11 protein-coding genes and 1 tRNA gene are annotated in these 17735 nt (G+C 41.0%); 5 read left to right on the top strand and 7 right to left on the bottom strand.

The window, feature by feature from the left end:
• The first annotated feature begins 7 nt into the window (after positions 1-7).
• The 3 genes from ACTJKG_RS05925 to ACTJKG_RS05915 all read left to right on the top strand — a co-directional run bounded on the left by ACTJKG_RS05925 (position 8) and on the right by ACTJKG_RS05915 (position 4894).
• The gene (locus ACTJKG_RS05925) at positions 8-892 is read left to right on the top strand and encodes a hypothetical protein (protein ID WP_172333231.1); all 885 of its coding nucleotides are present in this window, start codon (positions 8-10) and stop codon (positions 890-892) included.
• Between the two features lie 187 nt (positions 893-1079).
• Entirely contained in the window at positions 1080-4184 is a 3105-nt protein-coding gene (locus ACTJKG_RS05920; protein ID WP_440738617.1) for a ligand-binding sensor domain-containing protein, read from the top strand.
• Positions 4185-4249: 65 nt separating this feature from the next.
• Entirely contained in the window at positions 4250-4894 is a 645-nt protein-coding gene (locus ACTJKG_RS05915) for a response regulator (protein ID WP_172333233.1), read from the top strand.
• A gap of 35 nt (positions 4895-4929) precedes the next feature.
• Here the strand turns inward: ACTJKG_RS05915 and ACTJKG_RS05910 are convergent, their stop codons facing one another.
• From ACTJKG_RS05910 to nirB, 6 genes are all read right to left on the bottom strand, one after another.
• Entirely contained in the window at positions 4930-6399 is a 1470-nt protein-coding gene (locus ACTJKG_RS05910; RefSeq protein WP_440738616.1) for a rubredoxin, read from the bottom strand.
• 2 nt (positions 6400-6401) lie between these two features.
• Positions 6402-9935 (bottom strand): molybdopterin-dependent oxidoreductase, encoded by a 3534-nt coding sequence (locus tag ACTJKG_RS05905; RefSeq protein ID WP_440738615.1) that lies wholly within the window; start codon positions 9933-9935, stop codon positions 6402-6404.
• A gap of 5 nt (positions 9936-9940) precedes the next feature.
• Positions 9941-11236 (bottom strand): MFS transporter, encoded by a 1296-nt coding sequence (locus tag ACTJKG_RS05900; protein ID WP_440738614.1) that lies wholly within the window; start codon positions 11234-11236, stop codon positions 9941-9943.
• Positions 11237-11260: 24 nt separating this feature from the next.
• Positions 11261-12802 carry an alginate export family protein gene (locus ACTJKG_RS05895; RefSeq protein ID WP_440738613.1) on the bottom strand — a complete coding sequence of 514 codons (1542 nt, stop codon included), beginning with the start codon at positions 12800-12802 and terminating at the stop codon, positions 11261-11263.
• 574 nt (positions 12803-13376) lie between these two features.
• The gene (nirD, locus tag ACTJKG_RS05890) at positions 13377-13727 is read right to left on the bottom strand and encodes a nitrite reductase small subunit NirD (RefSeq protein ID WP_172333238.1); all 351 of its coding nucleotides are present in this window, start codon (positions 13725-13727) and stop codon (positions 13377-13379) included.
• A 51-nt stretch (positions 13728-13778) separates the two neighbouring features.
• Entirely contained in the window at positions 13779-16268 is a 2490-nt protein-coding gene (nirB, locus tag ACTJKG_RS05885) for a nitrite reductase large subunit NirB (RefSeq protein WP_440738612.1), read from the bottom strand.
• 284 nt (positions 16269-16552) lie between these two features.
• Between nirB and ACTJKG_RS05880 the strand changes: the two genes are divergently transcribed.
• Positions 16553-16903 carry a DUF7009 family protein gene (locus ACTJKG_RS05880; RefSeq protein ID WP_440738611.1) on the top strand — a complete coding sequence of 117 codons (351 nt, stop codon included), beginning with the start codon at positions 16553-16555 and terminating at the stop codon, positions 16901-16903.
• A 64-nt stretch (positions 16904-16967) separates the two neighbouring features.
• On the opposite strand, the gene ACTJKG_RS05875 is transcribed toward ACTJKG_RS05880, so the two are convergent.
• Positions 16968-17041: transfer RNA gene (locus tag ACTJKG_RS05875), tRNA-Ile, on the bottom strand.
• Between the two features lie 64 nt (positions 17042-17105).
• Between ACTJKG_RS05875 and ACTJKG_RS05870 the strand changes: the two genes are divergently transcribed.
• The gene (locus tag ACTJKG_RS05870) at positions 17106-17735 is read left to right on the top strand and encodes an HAD family hydrolase (protein WP_172333241.1); all 630 of its coding nucleotides are present in this window, start codon (positions 17106-17108) and stop codon (positions 17733-17735) included.

Genomic DNA, 17735 nt, shown 5'->3' with positions numbered 1-17735 from the left:
TTTAACCATGAAACTTAACTTATTAAAATCAAGCACCTTTTTTGCCTTAACACTGGTTGTTGGCCTGGCTTCATGCTCAAAAGATAATAACAACAACGGATACAACCAGGGTAATCCTCCACCAAGTCAGCCACAAAATCAGCCAGCAGCTACAGTTCAATTAGCTAACAATGCTAAATTCGGCAGCATATTAACCGATAAAAGCGGTCGTACTTTATATAGTTTTGCTGTTGATGCAGCAGATAAATCAAACTGTAACGGTAACTGCGCGGTTACCTGGCCTGCCTTTAACGCCGCCGATGCTTCGGTAGCGACAGGCCTTAATACTGCCGATTTTGGTACCATCACCCGTGCCGATGGCAGTAAACAAACTACCTACAAAGGATGGCCACTATATTATTACTCTGGTGACACCAAAGCCGGCGATACCAATGGCGATGGAATTGGTAAAACCTGGTTTGTATCAAAACCCGATTATACCGTAATGCTGGCTAATGAGCAGCTAACCGGAAATGACGGCGTTCAGTACACCAGTCAATACGTTGCCGGAACCGAAGTTGTGCAATACATTACTGACGACAGAGGCAGAACGCTATACAGCTTTAAAAAAGACAAAGCCAATACCAATACCTACACCAAAGCTGATTTTTCAAACAACAGTGTTTGGCCTATTTTCGAAATCGCTAAAGTTTTAAACGTGCCTTCAATTTTGGATAAATCACAGTTTGGAACAATTACTGTTTTTGGAAAAACACAGTTAACTTTTAAAGGCTGGCCAATGTATTTCTTTGGCGCCGATGGCGGAATAAAAGGAAACAACAAAGGTGTTAGCGTAGGTCCGGGTACATGGCCTGTTGAAAATACTGTTACAGCAGCGGCACCAGCAAACTAATCTCTTTTTTAACTTATAATAGCAATACAGGCTGGTTTATTAACTGCCTGTATTGTTATTTAAACTCAGGGATTGTAAAAAAAGCAGATAATATAAATTAAAGTCGCAGGCAACTATATCTTTGCCGATTACGTGATAGAAGTAAAATATACACCTATTTCGAAATAGCATAATACCCCTGGCTTTAATGAAACATCGTTCCGCTCCGCGACTGATCAGTTTGATCATCAACTGTATCAGTTTATTATCCCTGACCATCTTTTTATTAATTAATACAGCTTCAGCACAAACCGAGAAGCCTTTTTTTAGAAACATTGGGACAGATAACGGCCTGTCACATGATAAAGTGAATTGCATAATGCAGGATAAGCGTGGTTTTTTATGGTTTGGTACCGAGGATGGTTTAAACAGGTATGACGGTCAGTACGTCACCATATTTAAAAGTCAGCCTAATGATACCACCTGCATTTCGGGCAATATCATTACTGATATGCACGAAGATAAAAACGACATTATCTGGATAGCCACCTCTGATGGTGGATTAACCCGCTATAATTATCATTTATCTGCCTCCAGGCAGTTTAAACAGTTTAAGTATAATCCACGTAAACCCAACGGCATTCCTGATAATGGCATTAGCAAAATAGCAGACGATGGAATAGGTAATTTGTGGCTGGCAACGGGCAATAATTATGCAGTAAGGTTTAATAAACAAACAGAAAAATTTGATATCCCGGTAAAAAAAGGTGGCAGCGGTATTTTATCATTGGCTATGGCGGGCACTGATACGCTTTGGGTTGGCCGCGCTGGTGGTGGGCTTTTGAAAATTAATGTCCATACGCTGCAATATAAGGTTGATGAGCATTATAAGAATTATTATACCAAAATGCCACATACCTCTATCTCTTCTATTTTCCAGGATAGTAATCATAATATGTGGTTTAGCGATTGGGACAACATATTATATCATTACGACCCGGTAACGCACATCGAAAAAAACATCAAACCGGTAATAGGATCAACTCCCTTATCTCGGGATGAGGTAACCTCATTTACCGAAGACAAGCATAAAAACATCTGGATGGCTTGTAAAAATACGGGCGTTCTAGTTTATAATATGCCCGAACATAAATTTATCAGCTATCAGCATGATCGTTTTACGGATGGATCACTGATTGATAATCATGTAAATACCGTTTTTATTGACCGCAGCGGTATTGTATGGATAGGTACCAATAATGGCGTAAGCATTCATGATCCGGTTTATTCGCCGTTTAAGCAATATTATTTACCCATCGATAAGGATGCCACTGTTTATGATTTTTATAAAGATGAGCATGATAAGCTATGGATAGCTACCAGCCGTGGGATATTTACCAAACTGCCCGGAGCAGAAAAATTTGAATACCGTAAATTATCCTTTAATGGGGAACCCTTGGCTGTAACTAAGTTTTTTATTGATAAAGATAAAACGTTTTATTTAGGTACCGATTATACCTTGTTTACATATGACGCGATAAGCAATAGGGTAACTCTTTTGCCCAACACTTCATCCGATGTGGTGATGAAAAGGCTCATCAACTCGCGCATAGTATCCATTGTTCGCGATACGATTGATGCTCACCCTGTACTGGTGGTTTCACCCTACGGGCATTACATCACTTATTATGACCTTACTGATAAAAAATGGATTTCAAGAGTTGATTCGGTAAAAAAAATTATAAGTAAACTAAATATCAAGGATAACCTGATCAAAAAATTCTACAAGGATAAAAAAGGTGGTTTGTGGCTGGCCACTAATAAATTTGGTTTGGGTGACTGGTCGCAAAATATTCCTTCCATTAAATATTTTACTGCTGACCGTGGTGATAATACCTCTATTAGCAGTAACGATGTTTATGATATTGAGGGAGATAAAAAAGGTAATCTCTGGATAAGTACCTACGGCGGCGGACTTAATTATTTTAATACCGTCGATGGTAAGTTTACCCATATCAAAGAATCGAGTAACTTAACCGAGGGTATGCAATCGGACCCGAGCGGTAATGTTTGGATGATATGTAACGGGCATATGCATCAATATAACCCACTTACACGTATATATAGCTGTTACGATTTGCCCAACCTTCAAAAGAATGGCGGCGTTAAAGGTTATGTTTATACTGATAAATACAATAACATGTATGCCGGCGGCTCAAATTTTTATATTGAATTTAATCCTGCCAATATCCACAAAATAACCAGCGACCCAGATGTTTACTTTACCGATTTTAAGATATTCAATACCTCTTTTAGTCATTTGCTCGAAAATAAAACCATTAAACTAAATTATCGCGAAAACTATTTTTCGCTGGAGTTTTCAGCTCCCGAATACAGCAGCAACCATGTGCATTATGATTACATGTTGGAGGGATTTGACAAGGGCTGGATCGAGGCTACCAAACGTAACTTTGCAAGCTACTCCAATCTGCCCGGCGGTAAATATCTGTTCAAGGTAAGGGCCTGCAACTGGAAGGGTAATGTAGTAAATAAATTTACATGTATTACCATTATCATAAGGCCTCCATTTTGGCGTCAATGGTGGTTTTACCTGCTGATAATTATTACTATAGTGCCAATTGGTTATTTCCTTTACCGCTACCGTATCAATGAATATATGAAAAGGCAGGCCATCAGGAACGGTATAGCCCAGGATCTGCATGATCATATAGGATCAACGCTAAGTAGTATATCCATTTATAGTCAGGTAGCTAAAATTTACCAGCAACAGCAAAAAGCAGATAAGTTGAGTGAGTTATTAAATACTATAGGTGATACCGCAAATGAAACCATCAGTGAAATGTCGGATATTGTCTGGACTATCAATCCAAAAAACGATCACATGGATAGTATTGTGCAGAAGATACGATCTTATGCCCAGCCTCTTTGTGTGGCTCAAAACATCCATTTTGCCTTTAATTGTGATAATAAGTTATTGAGACTTACGCTTGAAATGGCTGCCCGGAAAAATTTCTTCCTGATACTTAAAGAGTCGTTGAATAATGCTATAAAGCATTCCGGTTGTAAAAATTTAACAGTTGATATCCGGCTAACTAATTACGATATTGAGTTGCAAATAACAGATGACGGTGTAGGCTTTGATCTGGCACGAAAGGACGCCGAGGGAGGAAGCACCACAGGGGGCAATGGCTTATTTAATATTAAGTCGCGGGCCGATGAATTGAATGCCCGGCTTAAAATAGATAGTGGAATACAAGGTACTAAAGTGAGCCTGGCATTTAGTATCCTCTAAAAGTTATACTAAAAATGTTTTTGAATTTTATAATTACCCTAATAATCATAAAATAAATCGAAAGAATGAGTATTCGAATAGCCATATTTGATGATAATAAAAACATCCGTAACAGCATAATATTGTTGTTAAACACCGACCCGGCTTTTGAAGTAGTGGGTACTTTTAGTGATGCTCAACACTGCGTTGATAATGTAATAACCTCAAGACCCGATGTGGTTTTAATGGATATTGAAATGCCCGGTATAAATGGCATTGAAGCTGTAAAAATTCTAACTAAGGAGTTTCCTCATATCCAGATCCTGATACAAACCGTATTTGAAGATGATGAACGTGTTTTTGATTCGATATGTGCCGGCGCCTCTGGTTATATTTTGAAAAATCAGTTAAACAGTTCTTTAACAGACGCTATTAAAGAATTGCAAACAGGTGGTTCGCCCATGAGTCCTTCTATTGCCAGGCGTGTGCTAAACATGCTGCAGCAGGGGTATCAAAATAAAAAAGTGCCATCAGAAGAATACAACCTAACCGCACGTGAAAAAGAAGTATTAAGTGGTATTGTAAATGGGTTGAGTTATAAAATGATTGGATATGAGTTGAATATCAGCTATGAAACGGTACGCAGCCACATCAAAAAAATATATGATAAGCTCCATGTAGCCTCGCTTACAGAGGTTGTTGCAAAAGCTATTAATCAAAACATAGTTTAATTATTTACGAGCCTGCTACTTTAAAAGAACTGACATTAGTTCAATGGGTTAGGATTAAAGCTTTTTTCAATACGATTGAAACTGCTTTTTGATGATTCACAAATAGGGCATGAATAATTCGCTAATGATTCAAAATCTACTCCGGGAGCAACATTGTTCACGGCATCGCCGTAGGTTTGGTCATATATACTGAAACAATTTTTGCATTGATAGGCGAGGGGAGCTTCTTTGCCGGGTTTTTCTTCAGCTTCCTTTTCAGTAACGGATAGTACGATGTTGTCATTAATTAAAATGCCATAAAAGTAGTTGCATAGCTCTATTAAACATTGTCCAAGGTTGGTTATGGGTACTTTTTCCTTGTAAATAACATCATCTTTCGAGTTCGGGTTAAAATCCCGTGTATGTAAAATATCAAAAACACCGGGCTCCTTTTTCTTGATAATGATGGCACCGGTTAACCCTGTTTTGGGCTGCATTTTGATGGCAAAACAAAGCCGGTGGGTGCGTAAGTCATATTCTTCAAATTCACGTACAAGCTGCCGTTTAAGCTCCAGGCTCTCGCTATTCAGGTTTTCGAGCTGCCAGTTTAGTTCGTTAGATGCATGGCGTACATTGATGCGGTATTTATTGAGGATGATGCCCCAATCTTTACGGTTACTTTCGCTGATACCTTTGATCAGTAACGATTTCCAGGGTGTAGTGTACACCTGCCCGATTCGGTTTTTAAGGCATATGGTACAGATATCTTTCATGAATTCCAGTGGGAACAGTTCATTGCGCCGGTAAATACCCAGCCAGTGTTTATTGTTCGCATACCGGTTAAAGCCTTCATAGTAGGGGAGTTGAAACTCCGGGAGTTTTAATGCCTCGGTGATGGGTTGGGTAACCAGAGCCTGCTGAGCGATAACAAGGTTGTGGAATTTTTGATGATTGATCTTTTGCCGGTCATAAAACAATGCTTTATGGTCCATGATTGTTTTTTCGGCTATCCGGCTCAATACAGGAATATCGTCCGAGTAAACCAGCGATGGCCAGCAGTAAATATCGGTTGTTTTAGGGAAACGGATATATAGGTGCCAGTAGTTGCTTACTGTAGAGGTAATGAAATTGAAGTTGCCACTAAAAAAAGGGACAAAGGTTTGATGCTGATCAACCAGGTTGACCTTTAATCGGGGTTTAAAATTAAACAGGTCAAATATATCTTTATAAACACCTTCCTTCATCCAGCTTTCTGTGTTGAAAATAGCGTCAGTAACATAGGAGCTAATGATGTTTGGAAACTCATCTTCATCTATTTCATAACTGATTTCGGCCCGCAGCATATCCATTTCCAGATCTTCCAGTTGACTTGCATCGATGCAAAAAAATAACTGTTGCCTGTTTCCGATACGAATAGACTGTGAACCAGCATTCTCGGCTATCAGCAAAAGCTCATAAAGATCGCCGGCAGATACTACACCACCAGGCAGGTTTACTTTGATGCAATAAGTTTCTTTCTCGTCCATGGTTATTTTACCAAAACATCTTTAAGCATTTCTTCCAGTAAGCGTTTTACTTCAGGGCGACATGATCCACAACCCGTCCCAGCACCTGTAGCTGCGCACAGATCTTTTAGATTATTACAGCCTGAGGCTATTTTGTTCTGGATATTTTCGCTACCCACATTATTACAGCTGCAAACCAGCTTACCCAGTACCGGCTCGGCCTTGTTGCCGCTGCGTAACAGTTGGATGCGTTTTTCACTAAGTTCAGTTTTGTTGGCTATCAGTTCTTTAAATTCCAGAAATTCACTTTTATCACCTATGAGGATGGTGCCAACCAATCTATCCTGGTGAACGATACACTTTTTATAATACCGCTTGGCTTTATCAATAAATACAATCTCTTCATAGTGTTGATTATCAGGGCGCTCAGATAAGCCGATACTGCACAGATCAAAACCATGAATTTTGATGATATTCATAAACAGTGTGCCCTTGTAATAACTGGCAATGTCACCATTCATGTATTTGGCCATTACTTCGGCCTGTTGCTCGGCGGCGGCGGTAATGCCGTACATGGTGCCTTCAAATTCGGCTATTTCGCCTATAGCATAAATGTCAGGATCGCTGGTTTGCATGCGTTCATTTACGATAACGCCACGTTTACATTCCAGACCGCAATCCTTAGCTATTTCGAGGTTGGGCGTGGTTCCTATAGCCAGGATCATGGCATCGCAATCTATTTTCTTACCACTTTTTAGGCCCACCCCGGTTAATTTCGATCGACCGTAGAACAGCTGCACTTCATCATCATAATAAATATCGCAACCTTGGTCGGTCATTTCTTCGGCCAATAACTGGCTACCCAATACGTCCAGCTGCCGGTTTAAAAAGCGCGACACCCGCTGTACAATGGTGATACGCATACCAATTTCGCGCAATGACGCAGCCATTTCCAGCCCGAGTAAGCCGCCACCTACAATAACCACATGGCCACCCTGCGGTACATGTTTTATAAAGCCATCGGCATCGTTACGGCTGCGCATGGTGAATATGCCTGGCAGTGACGGCACATTTTTGGGCACTGATGCCCGACTGCCTGTAGCCAGCAACAGCACATCATATGAAGTTTTAATCCCACGCGAATCGATGACTTGTTTAGTAGCACGGTCAACTTTCTCGATACTTACACCCCGCAGCATTTTAATGTTATAGGCAGGCTCTTCCGAATCTTTCATTTTTATCAATTGTTCCCAGGATTGTTCACCACTGATGTAATCGGGTAACATCACCCGGTTGTAAAATGGGTGGTTTTCTTTACTGAATATGGTGATCTCATCGTCGGGGTTTAGCTCCCGGTACGATTTTACGAAGCCATAGGCCCCCGCACCAGCACCCACCACCACAATATGCTGAAAAGGTTTCTTATACTTTTTAAGATTTACGGCGCAGTACTTAAAATCGGGCTCTTTAGATATGGGATCAACCTGATCGCTGGTGACATTATTAGCCCGGTTTAAATCATTATTTAAAATTTTACCCCAATGCATGGGCAAAAAGACCACACCTTGCTTTATCTGCGTGGTTAACCGGGCTTGTACGCGTACCTCGCCACGGCGAGAGGTAATCACAGTAATATCACCTTCATTAAGCTGTAAAGCAGCTGCATCATCAGGATGGATCTCTAAAAAAGCCTGTTTATAGTGCTGATTAAGCTTGTTTACCTTGACCGTTTTACTCATGGTATGCCATTGATCGCGGATGCGGCCCGTGGTGAGGATAAAGGGGTAATCAACGTCCGGTGCTTCACTGGTTAAAGTATCTGCAACCGGACTGATCACCGCTTTTGTTGAGGGGGTATAAAAAATATGATCTGTAAATAAACGTGTTGTGCCTTTGACCGGGCTTTTCTTTTTATAAGGCCATTGCACTGTTTTTTGTTCTTTCAGGATCTCGTAACTCAATCTGCTGATATCGATATTGGTTTTGGCGGTAAGCTTTACATGTTCGGCATAAATAGCTGCCGGGTTTTCAAAATCAAAACCTTTATAACCCATTTTGCGGGCAAAACGACAAATGATCTCGGCGTCGGGAAGGGCTTCACCGGGGGGATCAATTAACTTATTTAAATAACTGATACGCCTCTCGGAGTTGGTCATGGTACCTTCCTTTTCGGCCCAGGCAGCAGCTGGCAAAATTACATCGGCATAAGCCAGCGTTTCGGGTTTGTTACTGATCTCCTGTACCACCACAAACTTCGCTTTCTTTAAGGCTTCTTCGACCATGCGAACGTTGGGCAGGCTGGTAAGCGGATTGGTGCACATGATCCAGATGGCTTTTAAGCGGCCATCGTTTAAGGCCTCAAACATTTCAGTTGCTGTTAATCCCGGTTTGGGTTGAATGGTTGTACCACCCCAAAATTTTTGCACTTCTTCCCGGTGTAGCGGATCAGCCAGGTTGCGATGGGCCGGGAGCATGTTGGACAATCCACCAACTTCCCTGCCCCCCATAGCATTGGGCTGCCCCGTTAATGATAAGGGGCCAGAGCCGGGTTTACCAATATGCCCGGTGATCAGGTTTAGATTAATCAAACTCAGGTTTTTATTTACCCCTATAGCGCTTTGATTAAGCCCCATCGTCCACATGGTAATAAAGCCTTTGGCCTCGCCAATATATTTTGCAGCCAGGCGGATGCTGCTTTCGCTCAATCCGCAAATAAGGGCAGCTTCGGTCAATGTTCTTTCAAAAACAATGGCGCTATATTGTTCAAAACCTTCGGCGTGATTATTTATAAAATTAATGTCGATGTCTCCATTTTCGATCAACAGGCGACCAATGGCGTGATTGAGCGTAATATCGGTTCCGGGATTGATCTGTAAATGCAAATCGGCAATGGCGCAGGTATCCGTAGCGCGCGGATCAACCACAATGATTTTTGTATCGGGATTGGCGGCTTTGTGGGCCTCAACCCTGCGCCATAAAATGGGATGGCACCAGGCCGGGTTGCCGCCCATTATGTAAAAGCAATCGGCCAGTTCAATATCATCATAACAAAGCGGTACGCTATCCTCGCCCAAAGCAATTTTGTAAGCGGCTACCGCACTGCTCATACATAAACGCGAATTGGTATCCAGGTTATTACTGCCGATAAAACCCTTCATCAGTTTATTAATCACATAGTACTCTTCGGTTAAACATTGACCCGAAGCATAAAAGGCAACTGAATCAGGGCCATATTTATCGATAAAAGTTTTAAAAACAGCAGCGGTGCGATCGAGCGCTTCATCCCAGCTTACCTGTTGCATGGGCATACTTTTATTGTAACGCATTTGGGGGTACCGCAGGCGGTCACTTTTATCATTCACGGTATGGTGCAGGTTCATGCCCTTACTACAAAGCATCCCCTTGTTTACCGGATGATCTTTATCGCCCTGTAGTGTAACATTGCCATTCTTTTCTTTATTCAGCACAACGCCGCAACCCACCCCACAATAACAGCAGGTAGAGGTTACGGCATTGACGGTTAACCTGTTTTTTGATGATGATGCTTTTACGCTCATTATGTTTATGCCATACTGCCCGCTATTACCGGGTCAGTTTCTGTACTGGGAATAGTTTGTTTATAAAAACGGGTAATGAAAACAATTACGGCCACAGCAATAACCGTGTAGCCGATATAGGTAAATGCCTGCACATAAGTAATAGCGTTAGATTTGAACAGGAAACCGAACAGCATTCCTCCAAAATTTCCTCCGGCGCCAACTATGCCGCTTACCAACCCCACATTTTTGGTATTTACAAATGGCACTATACCATAGGTAGCACCGTTAGCCATTTTAAGGAAAAGCGCGAATGATAACATGGAAACGATAGCCGCCAGCAAGGTGCCCGATTGCGCGAACAGTATCAGGCCCAGGCCTTCAAACAATAATACACCGGCCAACAGCAAACCTTTGCCGCGCATACCAAACTTACGACCAACCTTGTCTGATACAATGCCACCCAATGCACGGGCAAACAGGTTCATAAAGCCGAATATGCCCGCCCAAAAACCGGCTTGGCTTTGCGACAGGTGGAATGAATCTACAAAGTGAAGGGAGGCCACGTTATCAAAAGTGATCTCCATACCAAAACACATAGCATAAGCCATGGTCAGGGCCCAGATACGCCAGTCGGCCAATACACTCCAGTCGGTTTTAGTTGATTTGCCTTGGGTATATCCAATTTCATCATAGTTACCATTGGGGGTATCCTTGGTGTATTTATAATATAGGTAGGCGATAACCAGCATCATTACTCCGGGTACGATCATGGCATATCGCCAGGCTTCGGCCTTGGTATAGCCAAAACCCACTATGGCTGCAAATATTAAAGGCATCACCATATTGGTTACACCTCCGCCCAGGTTGCCCCAGCCGCCGGTTACCGCATTTGCCGTACCCTTTAACTGTGGTGCAAACATCATAGAGGTATGAAACTGCGTGATCACAAATGAGGCTCCGATAATGCCAATAGCCAGTCTGAACAATAAAAAGGTGGTGTAATCGTGTGCGAGCCCTACAAAAAATACAGGCAATGAACCCACCAGCAATAACCTGATGGCGGTTTTACGCGGCCCCCAGGTATCGCAAAGTTTACCAATAATCAAACGGGCTATAATAGTTGCCGATACTGAAGCGATGATGATATTACCCACCTGGCCCTTGGTTAAATGTAGTTCGGCGCGAATGGTGGGCATCAGCGGAGCCAGGCCAAACCAGCCAAAAAAGCACACAAAAAACATGAGCCAGGTAATGTGGAATGTGCGCATTTGCACGCCTTTTATTGAGAATATATTGAGTTTAGTAAGTTGATTTTCCATAATTCTGAATTTTAAAAGCAGGGGTTATTTATTTAAAAATTCGGGTTTGATGTTAAGCTGCAGGTAGGCCCATACTGGTTTTAAATTAGCGGCGCCGGGTGTGATATTTTTGGCGTACTCCATACTGCGGGTAGCCGCCATGTAGGAAAAGCCAAGGTCGATTCCTGTAAACTTATTGAGCTTATAGCCGGTAGTGAGGTCAAACTCAGTACCGAGGTATTTACTTACCGGTTGGCCATTAATGTCTTTCTGGTCTTTAGCCAGCATAAAATAGTGATTGGCCAGTTCGGTGCTGAACCTGCCGTTTGATGAGGTATACTTTATTTTTAAGTACGGATTGCTCAAACCGCCAGTTGGCGAACCACTTACCGCGTAAAAATAATCCATGTATCCCCAAAACTTATGAGGTGTGCCATACAGAGGATCAAAACGATGATTGGTTTTTGAGGTTGAAAAAGCATCATTACCAGAAAGATAATCCCAACCGGCAGCATAGCATAGCTGATTTGGCTTATAGGTGATTGATGTTGTAATAGTATAGGCACTTAATTCCAATCCATCACGGTCATGACCACCCTGGTAATAAAAACCACCGGTTAACGCCAGTTGATTTTTATCGCCAAAGGCCGGATTGATTAACAGCCCGGTGGTATAACGGGTATTTACACCAGTTTGATTAAAACGTTTACCATATACATAACCCACATCGGTACCCGAAGTGTTTTTTACCGAATCCAGTATGTACTTACTAAATTGATCGGCCAGGAACAAGCCTGATATTTTGGTTTTACTAAACTTTTTGGCCACATACAAATACTCCAAAGCCTTATAATTTTGAGTTGCCGCGTTACTGCCGGGAGAGTTTAAATAAGCCGGGCTGCCATTTTTAGCGCTCAGTCCGGTACTGTTGATCAGCGGGATGAGGTTTGCAGGGGTATTGACCAGGTTGCCTTTACTGTCTTTTACTGTAGCAGGAATATTTGCGGGTGTATAAAAGGTACCATTATAATTAATAGCGTCGGAGTTTTGGTTAAATGCCGCGCCAAGATCAAGCTGCCAGCCATTTTGCAGTAATTTTAATACGATGGCGTCATGACGCCGTCCCTGTTGTGTCCAGTCCAGGTTACCCAGCAGGCGTTCATCGTCATAAACCAGTTCCTGGCGCCCGGCTTTAATGGCAAAATAATCAACAGGGGAAATTTTAAAGGAAGTGTCTTTTTTGTTGGATAAAATAATTTCGGCCCAGGCTTCATGCAGGCCCAATTTATTACCATCGGCAGCGGTTATGGTCGATGCATCCTGCCCCCATAATCTCACATCCTGAACCGAGGTATGGAAAATAAGCTTGCTCGATTTATAATCAAGCGTTAAACGCGTTCGCTGGGAAACAAACGCAGCATCTTTGAATCCTGTAGTTTGCAGGGTTCCATACCCATCCCTGAATTCGCCCCTGGTGCGTAACTGCCCTGCGAACGATAGCTGTGCATTTGCATTTAAAGAAGAGAAGCAAACAATAATAAATGCAATAGCAGGAATAGTGTATTGGTTTAATACATTTTTGTACATTTGAGATAGTTTTTTATTTGTTAAAGCAATGAAAACTGTTTAACCCTGTCTGGGAATGCGACCTCCCGGCAGGGCTTTTTTATGTTTTGTGTCTAAATGTTTATATCCATAGGCATTTATTTTGCTATTCTTTCTTTTTTAAATTTTAATTGTCATAAATATATCCAAATTGATGTTATGTATCAATTTTTATAATGTTAATTTGAAATTTTTATGATTTAAATCATAAAAACTAATTTTTTTATAAAATTATCAATTTATTACATCGTAAAAATCATGTAAATAACATTTTCATAATAATAATTTCATAATTGTTAAATAAAAATCATCATTATGTTTGTTTTATTTAATAAATAATGTGTTTTTTTGATTTAATTTATTATGAATTGTTAATATTGTTGATTAATTGTGTTTAAATTTGTGTTATTTTCAATAAAATTAGATTTATATCGATAATTGTATTGTTTTTGTGGCTTAAAAATAGATTAAAATAAAAATCCCTCAAAAAATTCGAACTTTGAGGGATTTTTATTTGTAAAAGATAGAAGTGATTTGAATTTCAAGTAAATTTAAGCTAAATAATGCCAATATAGACCCTTTCGTTATCTACTTTTACGGGATAAGTTTTAATTTGATAGTCTTCATCTGTTAGGCACTCGCCTGTTAAAAGCGAGAATGTTTTTTTATGAAACGGACAAGCCACCTTGGGATTGCAATCATCACCGGTGCTGCCAATCATCCCGCGCGAAAGCGCCATCTGTTGTTTATGAGGGCAGAGGTTTTGTGTAGCGTACCATTCTCCCCTGCGGGAGAAATTATATAACGCTATTTGCTCATTGCCGTGTTTTACACATACACCCCCGTTTTCGGGTACGTCATCTGTGTAGCAAGCTAATATCCATTCAATATCTGTTACTGTTTCCATGATAGTATTCTTTAGTCTGGAAGTTTGTTTTTTTTAAAAGATTTATGATATTTACCATTGCGCTTTTACCTGCTCGCGCATGGCTTCAAATTTTATAGAAGGATCTTTTTCTTCGGGCGCATTGATAAAGTGAGCGAAGCGCTTGCGCACATTGGGGCTTTCAATAACTTCCTTCCATTCGCAATGATAGGTGTTAACCAGTTGTTGCATTTCCTCGTCCAGCTTTTCGGCAATACCCAGGCTGTCATTGATTACCACATTTTTGAGATAGCTCATGCCGCCTTCCATTTTATTGAGCCAGGTAGCAGTACGGGTTAGCGGATCGGCGGTTTTGATATAAAACATCAGGAACCGGTCTATGTATTTGATACAGGTGGTGCTGTCAATATCTGTGGCCAGTAGTTGTGCATGTTGCGGCTTGGAGCCTCCATTGCCACAAACGTATAGGTTCCAGCCTTTTTCGGTAGCTATAATGCCAAAGTCTTTTGATTGTGCTTCAGCGCATTCGCGGATGCAGCCGCTTACGCCACCCTTGATCTTGTGGGGGGCACGGATGCCTTTGTATCTTTCTTCAATTTCAATAGCAAAGGATACGCTGTCGTGTAAGCCGAATCGGCACCATGTGCTGCCCACGCAACTTTTGACAGTTCGTAGTGCCTTGCCGTAGGCGTGTCCGCTCTCAAAGCCGGCGTCTATTAGTTCTTTCCATATCTCGGGCAGGTCATTTAAGTGAGCTCCAAACATATCTATACGCTGGCCGCCCGTTATTTTAGTATAAAGACCGTATTTTTTAGCTACTTGTCCGATTATGATCAGCTTGTCAGGGGTGATCTCACCGCCGGGGATTCGAGGCACTACCGAGTAAGTGCCGCCTTTTTGTATATTGGCCAGGTAGCGGTCATTGCTATCCTGGATGGTATCCTGCTTTACGATTACATCATTCCATAAGCTTGACAGAATGCTGGCCACGGCGGGTTTACAGATTTCGCAGCCATCTCCTTTGCCGAAATGGTCAAGTACTAGGTCGTAAGTTTTAACTTTGTTTATTTTAACCAGATCAAACAATTCTTGACGGGAATATTCAAAATGCTCGCATATTACATTTTTAACATATTGACCATTTTTCTTCATAGTGCCGGCTATAAGGTCTTTCACCAATGGTACACAGCCACCACAGCCCGTACCCGCTTTAGTGCATTTTTTAATATCATCAATGCTGCAGGCTCCATCATTAACTGCCGAACAGATAGCCGACTTACTCACCGCTTCGCATGAGCAGATCAATGCATCATCAGGCAAACTTATTACACCAGTACCCTCGCTATCCTCAGTACCCCTGGAGCCCAATATTAGATCCTCCGGATTGGGCGGCAGGGTGATTTTATTATTAACGGTTTGCAGCAGCATATTATAGGTATCTGCATCGCCAATTAAAATGCCACCCAGCAGGTATTTGCCATTATTACTGATATTGATACGTTTATATATACCCTTGTGTGTATCTTCAAATATGATGGTACGACAATCTGGCTCTGTGATAAAAGCATCGCCAAAGCTTGCTACATCAACCCCGATCAGTTTGAGCTTAGTGCTCATATCATAGCCGTAAAATCCTTTCTCATGCCCTGTTAAATAAGAGGCCACCACATCAGCCATTTCATAACCCGGGGCAACAAGGCCATATATCATACCTTCGTAAAGGGCGCATTCGCCAATAGCGAAGATGTGCTCGTCGCTGGTTTGCATCTTTTCGTTAACGATAATTCCGCCACGGGTACCTGTATGCAGGCCTGCTAGTTTGGCTAATTCATCACGGGGACGGATACCAGCAGAGATGACCATCATGTCAATGGGGAGGCTGGTATCGTCATTAAATTTCAGCGCTTCAATTTTGTGGTCCCCAACAAATGCTGCAGTGTTTTTATTGAGGTGGATATTTAAACCCAGGTTTTTTAGTTTAGATAAAAGCATCCCGCTGCCCGTAGAGTCTATTTGTCGGGGCATTAGGCGAGGGGCAAATTCAATTACGTGTGTTTCTTCGACGCCAAGATCTATCAATGCTTTTGCTGCTTCGAGGCCTAATAACCCTCCGCCCATTACGGCGCCAACTTTAGCATTGGTGGCGTAAGTTTTGATCAGTTCCAGGTCATCAATGCTACGGTAAACAAATACGCCTTCTTTTTCGACACCCGGGATGTCGGGGACGAAAGCTGATGATCCCGTGGCTAATACCAGATAATCATATTTGATGGTAAGTCCTTTGAGGGAGTGGATTGTTTTTTCTGAGCGATTTATTTCCTGAACGGGATCATTAAGATGTAGTTCTATATTGTTGTCGGTATACCATGAAGTGGTAGATAGCGATAAGTCGCTTGCTGTTTTGCCGCTAAAATACTCACTAAGATGCACCCTATCGTAAGCAATACGGGGCTCTTCACCGAAAACAATGACATTGAAATGAGATGATCGGGTTAATAGTTTTTCGCAAAACTTGTAACCCACCATTCCATTGCCAACAACTACGATGGTTGGTTGAAACATGATGTTTTTTTTAAATGTTAAAGCAAAAACTGTATCTATAATGCATTGTAGTTGCGACCTTAATGCGTTATGATAACAATATTAACCAATTAAATTAATATTTCAATTTTTTAGGCGGTAAAAAATTAATTTTTTGAACATTTTTATGATATTTATAATATTTAAATGTTTTTTTTATTTTTAAAATTGAATTTTTTTATGATTTTGGTCGTTTTTGCATAGTTTAAATTGATTATAATTGATAGAAATTTGAATTTTTGTTTGAATTAGTTGTTTTTTAGGATATGAAAATTAGAATAAAAGGAAATTCAATACGCTATCGGCTCACTAAAACCGATGTGGAACGTTTTTCGAATAATGGATATTTGCAAGAGCAAACGGTTTTTGGTAATGGTGTATTAACTTACGCTTTGCAAGTTTTTGACTCCAATCAGCTTTCGGCGAGTTTTGAAGATAATAAAATAACCATTTTTATACCAGATACTATGGTTGAAAGTTGGGTGACGACAGATAAGGTAGGATTTGAAGACATCATTGCGCCGCTTCACCTGCTCATCGAAAAAGATTTTAAATGTTTAGATAATGTAGCCGAAGATCAAAGTGATAACTACCCTAATCCTTTATTACATTGTTAAATAGAAAGAAATTGGTAGTTGTATAAGAAATAAAAAAGGCCTTAGCGGATGCTAAGGCCTTTTGTGCGCCCACCTGGGCTCGAACCAGGGACCAAAAGATTATGAGTCTTCTACTCTAACCGACTGAGCTATAGGCGCGGTTATTTGTTTTTGTTTGCGGGTGCAATTTTACATATTTGCCGTCAAATTACAAAACGCTTTTATGGAAAACATTAAAAATATCATCTTCGATTATGGTAACGTTATATTCAGTCTCGACTTTTTGAAAGGGCAAGCCGCCTGGAAACAGTTGGGAATCAATAATCCCGCGGATTTTTTTGGGCATAAACAGCAGGATGAAATTTTTGATAAATTTGATAGGGGAGAAGTCACTGCCGATCAATTCAGAGACTATGTCAGGAAAAAGATCGGCAATCTTGAGCTAACCAATGATCAAATTAATGCAGCCTGGAACAGTATGCTACTCGGAATTGAGTCCGGGAACCATGAATTATTGCTGCGTTTAAAGAATAAGTACCGCACCTTTTTGCTCAGTAATATCAACGAGATCCATTATGAGTATATCATGAACTATCTGAAAAATGATTTCGGGTATGATGGTAACGATCACATTTTTGAAAAAACTTACTATTCCCATTTAACAGGTAAGCGTAAACCCGATCCTGCGATTTTTGAGATGGTATTAAATGAAAATAATCTTAATCCATCCGAAACGTTATTTATTGATGATAGCCCTCAGCATTTGGCAACTGCGCAAAAACTGGGTATACAAACGTTTTTAATGACAGCGCCCGATACTTTACAACAGTTTTTTAAAAGAGAGAAACTTTAA

The sequence above is a fragment of the Mucilaginibacter sp. 22184 genome (assembly GCF_052045695.1).
GTDB lineage: Bacteria > Bacteroidota > Bacteroidia > Sphingobacteriales > Sphingobacteriaceae > Mucilaginibacter.
This window is presented reverse-complemented; position numbering and strand designations above follow the sequence as displayed.

Bases quoted from the DNA above. Each gene is read 5' to 3' on its own strand.
- ACTJKG_RS05910 (WP_440738616.1), bottom strand. From the start codon at position 6,399: ATGGACGAGAAAGAAACTTATTGCATCAAAGTAAACCTGCCTGGTGGT.
- ACTJKG_RS05905 (WP_440738615.1), bottom strand. From the start codon at position 9,935: ATGAGCGTAAAAGCATCATCATCAAAAAACAGGTTAACCGTCAATGCC.
- ACTJKG_RS05925 (WP_172333231.1), top strand. From the start codon at position 8: ATGAAACTTAACTTATTAAAATCAAGCACCTTTTTTGCCTTAACACTG.
- ACTJKG_RS05915 (WP_172333233.1), top strand. From the start codon at position 4,250: ATGAGTATTCGAATAGCCATATTTGATGATAATAAAAACATCCGTAAC.
- ACTJKG_RS05870 (WP_172333241.1), top strand. From the start codon at position 17,106: ATGGAAAACATTAAAAATATCATCTTCGATTATGGTAACGTTATATTC.
- ACTJKG_RS05920 (WP_440738617.1), top strand. From the start codon at position 1,080: ATGAAACATCGTTCCGCTCCGCGACTGATCAGTTTGATCATCAACTGT.
- nirB (WP_440738612.1), bottom strand. From the start codon at position 16,268: ATGTTTCAACCAACCATCGTAGTTGTTGGCAATGGAATGGTGGGTTAC.
- nirD (WP_172333238.1), bottom strand. From the start codon at position 13,727: ATGGAAACAGTAACAGATATTGAATGGATATTAGCTTGCTACACAGAT.
- ACTJKG_RS05900 (WP_440738614.1), bottom strand. From the start codon at position 11,236: ATGGAAAATCAACTTACTAAACTCAATATATTCTCAATAAAAGGCGTG.
- ACTJKG_RS05895 (WP_440738613.1), bottom strand. From the start codon at position 12,802: ATGTACAAAAATGTATTAAACCAATACACTATTCCTGCTATTGCATTT.
- ACTJKG_RS05880 (WP_440738611.1), top strand. From the start codon at position 16,553: ATGAAAATTAGAATAAAAGGAAATTCAATACGCTATCGGCTCACTAAA.